Source organism: Candidatus Woesearchaeota archaeon, from assembly GCA_026394965.1.
In the GTDB taxonomy this organism is placed as follows: Archaea; Nanobdellota; Nanobdellia; order Woesearchaeales; family 0-14-0-80-44-23; genus JAPLZQ01.
The window spans coordinates 1-7,387 of sequence record JAPLZQ010000015.1; the positions used below are offsets into that span (position 1 = coordinate 1).

At 46.0% G+C, this 7,387-nt stretch carries 5 protein-coding genes; all 5 read left to right on the plus strand.

Features of this window, described 5'->3' with window-relative positions; translation table 11 throughout:
• On the plus strand, window positions 1-1,053 hold a 1,053-nt coding region (locus tag NTV63_00655), incomplete at its 5' end, for a DNA-directed RNA polymerase subunit B'' (GenBank protein ID MCX6709453.1).
• Window positions 1,054-1,128: 75 nt separating this feature from the next.
• Window positions 1,129-2,934, plus strand: coding sequence for a DNA-directed RNA polymerase subunit B (rpoB, locus tag NTV63_00660; protein MCX6709454.1), 1,806 nt, complete (start codon window positions 1,129-1,131; stop codon window positions 2,932-2,934).
• 79 nt (window positions 2,935-3,013) lie between these two features.
• Entirely contained in the window at window positions 3,014-5,632 is a 2,619-nt protein-coding gene (locus NTV63_00665) for a DNA-directed RNA polymerase subunit A' (GenBank protein ID MCX6709455.1), read from the plus strand.
• 15 nt (window positions 5,633-5,647) lie between these two features.
• Window positions 5,648-6,808, plus strand: a complete 1,161-nt coding sequence (locus tag NTV63_00670; protein ID MCX6709456.1) for a DNA-directed RNA polymerase subunit A'' — start codon at window positions 5,648-5,650, stop codon at window positions 6,806-6,808.
• An 88-nt stretch (window positions 6,809-6,896) separates the two neighbouring features.
• On the plus strand, window positions 6,897-7,172 hold the full coding sequence (locus NTV63_00675; protein MCX6709457.1) for a ribosomal L7Ae/L30e/S12e/Gadd45 family protein: 276 nt from the start codon (window positions 6,897-6,899) through the stop codon (window positions 7,170-7,172).
• The last annotated feature ends 215 nt before the right edge of the window (window positions 7,173-7,387 follow it).

Consider the following 7,387-nt stretch of genomic DNA (forward strand, 5'->3'; position numbering starts at 1 on the left):
GACGACCCCGGCGGGTATTTCATAATAAACGGAAGCGAAAAGGTTCTTGTGAAGGTTGAGGATCTTGCCGCGAACAGGTTCCTTGTGACTGAGAATGATGTAGGGCCAAGCAGGTTTGTGGGAAAGCTCTTCTCAGAGAGCGGCGCATTCAAGATTCCGCACACAATTGAGAAGATGAAGGACGGAATATTCTACCTGACATTTACAAGGGTGAGAAGGGTTCCTGTTGTTCTTGTGATAAAGGCTCTTGGGCTTACAAAGGACCAGGAGATAATGAGCTCAATCAGCTCAGACACAAACTATGACGAGGTTCTTGTAAACCTTTACGAGTTTGCCGAGATAAACAATGCTGAGGATGCTGTTGATTTCCTTGCCAAGAAGACAGGGATAACACAGCCAAGGGAGGTCAGGCTGGAGAGAATGCAGTCAATAATTGACAAATTCCTTTTGCCCCACCTCGGGACATCAAAGCAGGACAGGCTCGCCAAGGCATACAATCTGTGCAAGATGATAAAGCGGTTTGAGGAAATCAGCACAGGAGAGGCGCATTCAGATGACAAGGACCACTACTCCAACAAGCGCCTTAAGATGAGCGGAGACCTTCTCGCTGATTTGTTCAGGGTAAACTTCAACATGCTGATAAAAGACATGCTATACAATTTCCAGAGGATAGTCAAGAGGGGGAAGTTCCCGTCCCTAAGGGTTGTAATCAGGGACAAGCTCCTCACCCAGAGGATTTATTCCAGCATGGCTACAGGAACATGGGTGGGCGGAAGGAAGGGAATAAGCCAGAGAATCCAGCGCCTGAATTTCCTTGAGACAATGTCGCATCTGCAGAGGGTGGTCAGCCCGCTCAGCGCAACCCAGGAGAATTTCAAGGCAAGAGAGCTTCATGCAACTCACCTCGGAAGGCTCTGCCCGATAGAGACGCCTGAAGGAACAAACATCGGGCTGAAGAAGAATCTTTCGCTCCTTGCAAGCGTGTCCCAGAGCATTCCCGAGCAGGATGTCATAAAAGTCCTGAAGGATATAGGCATGAAGCAGCCCAAGTGATTTTTTAACTGTTCAAATTTTTTTAATTGCTTTAACGCTCAATAATTCAAAAAAATAGGGAAAGGTAATGATAAAATGGGAGAAGTTTACTTAAACGGAAAATTCATCGGCTACGCCGAGAAGCCAAAGGATTTCGCAGCACAGGTAATTCAAAAGAGAAGGGAATCAATCCTTTCTTCTGAAATTAATGTGTTCTACGATGACAAGACAAGGGATGTTCATATTGAGACATTCAGGGGAAGGTTAAGAAGGCCCCTTATTATTGTCAAGAACGGAAAGAGCCTTCTTACTTCCGAGCATGTTAAGAAGCTTCAGAACAATGAGCTTTCCTGGGAAGACATGATAAAGCAGGGCGTTATAGAATACCTTGACGCTGCTGAAGAGGAAAATTCTCTTGTGGCATTCTTTGAGAAGGATTTGACTCCAGAGCACACCCATCTTGAAATCATGCCAATGACAATCGTAAGCCTGTGCACATCTCTTGTGCCGTATGCAAACCATGACCAGAGCGCAAGGCTTAATGCAGGCTCAAAGAACCAGAAGCAGGCGCTCGGGATGTACGCAACAAACTTTCCCCTGAGGATGGACATGGACACAAACATCCTGCACTATCCGCAGATTCCGATTGTTCAGACCATGATGACAGAGCTTTCCCACTATGAGAAGCACCCTGCTGGGCAGAACATTGTTGTTGCAATGATGAGCTTCAAGGGATACAACATGGAGGATTCAGTCGTAATCAACAAGGGCTCTCTTGACAGGGGCTTTGGAAGGAGCACATACTTCAGGCCAGCTGCAGCAGAGGAGATAAGGTATCCGGGAGGGCTTACTGACGACATATGCGTTCCCGACAAGGAAGTCAAGGGATACAAGTCAGAGGACGCCTACAAGTATCTTGAGGAGGACGGGATAATCTCGACAGAAATAAAGGTAAAGGAAGACGATGTTCTCATCGGAAAGACAAGCCCTCCAAGATTCCTTTCAAGCCTTGAGCAGTTCAACATATCAGCAAGCGAGAGAAGAGAAAGCTCAGTTTCTGTGAAGCACGGCGAAGAGGGAATTGTTGATTTTGTCCTTATAACAGAGAATATGGAAGGGAACAAATTCATGCAGGTGAACATAAGGGACCAGAGAATCCCGGAAATCGGAGACAAATTCACCTCAAGGCACGGGCAGAAGGGAGTTGTCGGGCTTATTGTAAACTCAACAGACATGCCCTTTTCAGCATCGGGAATAGTTCCTGACCTGCTTTTTTCCCCTCACGGAATACCTTCAAGAATGACAATCGGGCACCTGATTGAGGCAGTCGGCGGAAAGGTCGGGGCACTGTCAGGAAGATTCATTGACGGGACAACATTTGACTCAGAGCCGGAGGAGCAGCTTAGAAGCGCCCTTACAGCCTTTGGATTCAGGGAGAACGGGACAGAAACATTATACAACGGAGAGACAGGGGAAATCTTCGAGGCAAGGATATTCATCGGAGAAATGTATTATCTCAAGCTCAAGCACATGGTTGCAAATAAAATCCATGCAAGAGCCAGAGGGCCAATACAGCTCCTCACAAGGCAGCCGACAGAAGGAAGAGCCAAGGAAGGCGGATTAAGGCTCGGAGAGATGGAAAAGGACTGCTTTGTGGCTCATGGAACTTCCCTCCTCCTCAAGGAGAGATTTGACTCAGACAGGACAGTAGTCCCTGTGTGCGAGAAGTGCGGGCTTATAGCAATCGCAGACAGGTACAGGAAGAAATCATTCTGCCCTGTATGCGGAGAGGAAAGCACAATAACAGACATTGAGATGAGCTACGCTTTCAAGCTTCTCCTCGATGAGATGAAATCATTCTGCATCTATCCAAGGCTTGTGCTGAAGAGCAAGTATGAATGAGAATGCAGATTGCTTTGATAATTGCAGAATAAATTAATTTCAGAATAAGTTAAGAAATCAGCTGTTAAGAGGAATCAAGATGGAAGAGAACGAATTCAACGCAGGTTATTTTTACAAGAAGGTAGACAAGATTGTTTTCGGGATGCAGAGCCCAAAGACAATAAAGAAGATGTCCGCAGTTAAGATAGTGACTCCTGAGCTTTACGACAAAGAGGGATATCCTGTTGACGGCGGACTCATGGACACCCGGATGGGAGTCATTGACCCCGGGCTCAGGTGCAAAACCTGCGGCTCAAGCCTGAAGGAGTGCACAGGGCATTTTGGATACATAGAGCTTGCAAGGCCTGTTCTTCATATCACTTACATAAAGCCGGTTTACACAAGTCTTAAGACAACATGCAGGAGCTGCGGAAGGCTTCTTCTTGAGCCAAAGAAAATCGCGTATTTCAAGGCAAGGCTCAAAAAAATGCAGGATCTTTCTGACACTGACGGGGCAAGAAAGGTAATTGCAGAGGTTCTTTCTGCAACAAAGAAGAACAGCAAGTGCCCCCACTGCAAAGCCAAGCAGATGAAGATAATCATAGAGAAGCCGACAACATTCATTGAGGACGAGAAGAGAATCTCCCCGATTGAGATAAGAATCAGGCTTGAAAAGATAACAGATGATGACTGCGAGCTTATCGGATTCAACCCGGCATATGCAAGGCCGGAATGGATGGTTCTAACGCTTTTCCCTATTCCTCCTGTAACAATGAGGCCCAGCATTACCCTTGAGTCAGGAGAGAGAAGCGAGGATGACTTGACCCACAAGCTTGGGGATATTGTAAGGATTAACCAGCGCCTTTACGAAAATATCAACGCGGGCGCGCCTGAAATCATAGTTGAGGACCTTTGGGACCTCCTTCAGTATCATATAACAACATTCTTTGACAATAATATAGCGCAGCTTCCGCCTGCAAGGCACAGGAGCGGGCAGCCGTTGAAGACATTGACAGACAGGATTAAGAGCAAGGAGGGGCGCTTGAGGCACAATCTTGCAGGAAAGAGGACAAACTTCTCCGCAAGAACTGTGATAAGCCCTGACCCAAGCCTTGACCTCGACGAGGTTGGAGTGCCTGAGTCAATAGCAATGAAGCTCACTATTCCTGAAAGGGTTACCACCTGGAACATGGAATACCTGAAAAAATTTGTCCAGAGCGGACCCAGCGCAAAGCTCGGTGCAAACTACATTCTAAGGCCGGATGGAAAAAAGAAGAAGATAACAGATGAGACAAAAGAGGAGCTTCTTGAGGAGATTCAGCCAGGATACATTGTTGAAAGGCATCTGATGGACGGCGACCTTGCAATCTTCAACAGGCAGCCATCCCTTCACAGGATGAGCATGATGTGCCACAGGATAAGGGTGCTTCCATACCAGACCTTCAGGCTTAACCCTGCTGTATGCCATCCATACAACGCAGATTTTGACGGAGATGAAATGAACCTGCACATTCCCCAGACAGAGGAGGCAAGGGCTGAGGCAGAAATCCTGATGGAAGTAAAAACCCAGATGATAAGCCCGAGATACGGGCTTTCTGTAATCGGATGCGTCCAGGATGCAATCTCAGGAAATTATCTCCTTACAAAGAGGATGAAGATTTCCCGGGAGAGGGCAATAGAGCTCCTGTTCTCGTCAGGAGTCGAGGACTTTTCAAGGCTTCCGAGAAAATCAGAAGTTACTGGAAAGGAGATTTTCAGCCAGGTTCTTCCTGCTGACTTCAGCTTTGAGGGGACATCAAGGCTTTGCAAGCACCATGAAAAGTGCATGAAGGAGAAATGCAGGGATGAGGGATATGTCATGATTAAGGACGGGAATCTTGTCTGCGGAGTAATGGACAAGAACAACCTTGGAGAGGAGTCAGGGCTGCTCCTTGGGGAGCTCAGGAAGAAATACGGCGAAGAGGCAATCAAGATTCTTGAGAAGATATTCAAGCTTGGAGTTCTTTCCCTTAATGTAAACGGGCTTTCAAGCATAATCTCAGATGTTGACCTGTCTTCCAATGTCAAGGCGGAGGTAAAGAAAATACTTGACAAGGCAAATGCCGATGTTGACGTTCTCATACAGAGCTACAGGCAGGGCGCTCTTGTTGCAAACCCCGGAATCACTATTGCCGAGACGCTTGAAAGGAAGATTTCAGAGATTCTCAACAAGGCAAGAAACGAAATAGGAAAAATTGTCCTTGAGGCGTCTGAAAAGGAGAGCGACACAATGCTTATGATAAGGTCCGGAGCAAGAGGAAACTTCCTCAACATGGCCCAGATGTCAGCGTGCGTCGGGCAGCAGTCACTCAGAGGGGGAAGAATTGATTCAGGATATGAGGGAAGAACCCTTTCATCATACAAGAGAAATGACCTTACAGGAGAAGCGCACGGATTCGTAAAGCACGGATTCAAGGAAGGGCTTTCGCCCCAGGAGTTCTTTTTCATGGGAGTGACAGGAAGGGACTCGCTGATGGATACCGCGCTCAGAACTCCCAAGTCAGGATACCTTTACAGAAGGCTTGCAAATGCAATGCAGGACTTAAAGGTTGCATACGACAACACAGTGAGGGACTCCAACAACAGGATTATCCAGTTCAAATACGGAGAAGACAGCATTGATGTCTCAAAGTCAGTGGGCGGAAAGATTGACATAAAAAAGATAGTTGAATCAAATTAAAGACGGTGGCTTGAAATGAAAAAAATACTTGATGAATACAGGGACAAACTGCCCGGAATGGTGCTTGAAGAGATTAAAAACAGCGTTTCCGAGGGCATTTCAGAGGGAAAGTTAAGGAAAATCCTTGATGAGGCATCCCTGGAATACAAAAACGCCATGGTTGAGCCGGGAGAGGCAGTTGGATTGGTGAGCGCAGAGTCAATTGGAGAGCCGGGAACACAGATGACCCTTAACACATTCCACTTTGCAGGAGTGGAGGAGATGAATGTCACAACAGGGCTTCCGAGGATTATAGAAATCCTGGATGCAAGGGACAAGATAAAAACTCCCATGATGGAGATTTACCTGAACAAGCCCTATTCAGAGGGAAAGGACATACGAAAGATCGCCCTTCAGATAAGGGAGAGCAAGCTTTCTGATTTTGCATCAGAATTCTCAATGAACATTTCAGAGGGCTCAGTCAACATAAAGCTCAGGAAGCAGTCCCTTGATGAGGCGGGAATTGATGTTGAGAAAGTCAAGGATTCCATAAAAGCGGGTATTAAGGGCTTGAGCATAAAAGGCAGGGATGAAAAATCAGGCGATGATTACACCATCAGCATAAAATCAAAAAATGAGGAATCCTCGAACATGAACGAGCTTTACAAGCTGAAAGACAGGATAAAGGGCACTTTTGTGTGCGGAATAAAAGGAGTGTACTATACGCTCGCTGTCAAGAAGCAGGATGAGTTCATCATCAAGACAGCCGGAACAAACTTTGAGAAAGTCCTTGAGCTTCCATTTGTAGACAAGGAAAGGACATTCACAAACGACATATTTGAAGTTGAAAGGGTTCTCGGGATTGAGGCTGCAAGGCAGTCTGTCATAAACGAGACAATGGAAGTCATGAAATCCCAGGGGCTTAATGTTGACATAAGGCACATAAAGCTTGTGGCAGACACAATGTGCGCTTCAGGAAAACTGAAGGGGATAACAAGATACGGAGTGATAAAGGACAAGTCAAGCGTTCTTGCAAGAGCCTCATTTGAGACTCCAATCAAGCATCTCATGACAGCAAGCATGCTCGGAACAGAGGATGAGCTGAACTCTGTAATAGAGAATGTCATGATAAACCAGCCGGTTCCGCTTGGAACAGGGCTCCCGAAGCTTTTGACAAACTTTAAAAACTCAGAGTAAAAGCCATTTGCTTTTGCCCGGATTTTAAATTCACGGATTCCAAAAAAGGGGAATATAATAAAGAAGAGAATATTTTGGAGGATTCAAAATGGCAGATGCAGAAGATCCGATTCAAGAGATAAAGAAGGCAGTTAAAGAGGAAAAGCTCATAATCGGTGCAAAGGAAGTAATGAGAATGCTTAGGCTTGGAAAGGCGAAGAAGATATTCCTCGCAGCCAACCCTGCAAGAAGGATAGAAAATGACATTAGCAGCCACGCGCAGATATTCAACTGCCCTGTTGAGAAGCTGGAAGTGCCAAACGATGAGCTTGGCACAATATGCAAGAGGCAGTTCCTGATTTCTGTTGTGGCAGTACCAAAATAGGTGAATAATTTTAATTTTTTTTTAACAGAAGCCAAAAATGTCAAAAATCATTTACAATATGGAGCTGATGAAGTACATGAACTTCTTTGAGAGCGTCACAGGGACAAAGCTCAAGGACTGCTTCATAGACAAGAACTCGCTTCTTGTTTTTGTGGTTCAGGAAAACGAAATAGGGCGCGCCATAGGAAAAAGCGGCTCAAACATCAGGAGAATGG

Bases quoted from the DNA above. Each gene is read 5' to 3' on its own strand.
- rpoB (MCX6709454.1), top strand. From the start codon at position 1,129: ATGGGAGAAGTTTACTTAAACGGAAAATTCATCGGCTACGCCGAGAAG.
- NTV63_00665 (MCX6709455.1), top strand. From the start codon at position 3,014: ATGGAAGAGAACGAATTCAACGCAGGTTATTTTTACAAGAAGGTAGAC.
- NTV63_00670 (MCX6709456.1), top strand. From the start codon at position 5,648: ATGAAAAAAATACTTGATGAATACAGGGACAAACTGCCCGGAATGGTG.
- NTV63_00675 (MCX6709457.1), top strand. From the start codon at position 6,897: ATGGCAGATGCAGAAGATCCGATTCAAGAGATAAAGAAGGCAGTTAAA.